Origin of the sequence: Ruegeria arenilitoris, assembly GCF_013032855.1 — a bacterium.
Taxonomy (GTDB): domain Bacteria; phylum Pseudomonadota; class Alphaproteobacteria; order Rhodobacterales; family Rhodobacteraceae; genus Ruegeria; species Ruegeria arenilitoris.
The window spans coordinates 1-1,247 of the sequence record NZ_WQDA01000009.1; the positions used below are offsets into that span (position 1 = coordinate 1).

1 rRNA gene is annotated in these 1,247 nt (G+C 43.9%); it reads left to right on the forward strand.

What is annotated here, in order from left to right:
- Nucleotides 1-1,247, forward strand: a 23S ribosomal RNA gene (locus GOW72_RS18880); the annotation flags it as partial.

The following is a 1,247-nucleotide window of genomic DNA, read 5'->3' on the forward strand; positions in this document are numbered from 1 at the left end:
GGGGAGTGAAATAGATTCTGAAACCATTTACTTACAATTAGTCAGAGCACGTTAAAGTGTGATGGCGTACATCTTGCAGTATGGGCCGGCGAGTTATGTTAATATGCAAGGTTAAGCAGAAAAAAGCGGAGCCGTAGGGAAACCGAGTCTGAATAGGGCGACTTTAGTATATTGGCATATACCCGAAACCAGGTGATCTATCCATGAGCAGGTTGAAGCTTAGGTAAAACTAAGTGGAGGACCGAACCGTAGTACGCTAAAAAGTGCCCGGATGACTTGTGGATAGCGGTGAAATTCCAATCGAACCTGGAGATAGCTGGTTCTCTTCGAAATAGCTTTAGGGCTAGCGTATAGTATTGTTTAATGGGGGTAGAGCACTGAATGTGGAATGGCGGCATCTAGCTGTACTGACTATAATCAAACTCCGAATACCATTAAAATTAAGCTATGCAGTCGGAACGTGGGTGATAACGTCCACGCTCGCGAGGGAAACAACCCAGATCGTCAGCTAAGGTCCCAAAATTGTGTTAAGTGAGAAAGGTTGTGAGATTTCATAAACAACTAGGAAGTTGGCTTAGAAGCAGCCACCTTTTAAAGAGTGCGTAATTGCTCACTAGTCAAGAGATCTTGCGCCAATAATGTAACGGGACTCAAACACAATACCGAAGCTACGGGCACATTATGTGCGTTAGGAGAGCGTTTTAATTTCGTTGAAGTCAGACCGTGAGGACTGGTGGAGAGATTAAAAGTGAGAATGCCGGCATGAGTAACGATTCGAAGTGAGAATCTTCGACGCCTATTGGGAAAGGTTTCCTGGGCAAGGTTCGTCCACCCAGGGTTAGTCAGGGCCTAAGATGAGGCAGAAATGCATAGTCGATGGACAACAGGTTAATATTCCTGTACTTGGTAAAAGAATGATGGAGTGACGAAAAAGGATAGTTCTACCACTTACTGGATTGTGGGGTAAGCAACAAGAGAGTTATATAGGCAAATCCGTATAGCATAATCTTGAGTTGTGATGCATAGTGAAGACTTCGGTCGAGTAACGAATTGAATGATTTCATGTTTCCAAGAAAAGCTTCTAGTGTTAATTTTTTATCAACCTGTACCGAGAACGAACACACGTTCCCAAGATGAGTATTCTAAGGCGAGCGAGAAAACCAATGTTAAGGAACTCTGCAAAATAACCCCGTAAGTTCGCGAGAAGGGGCGCCTATTTTTAATAGGCCACAGAAAATAGGGGGGGC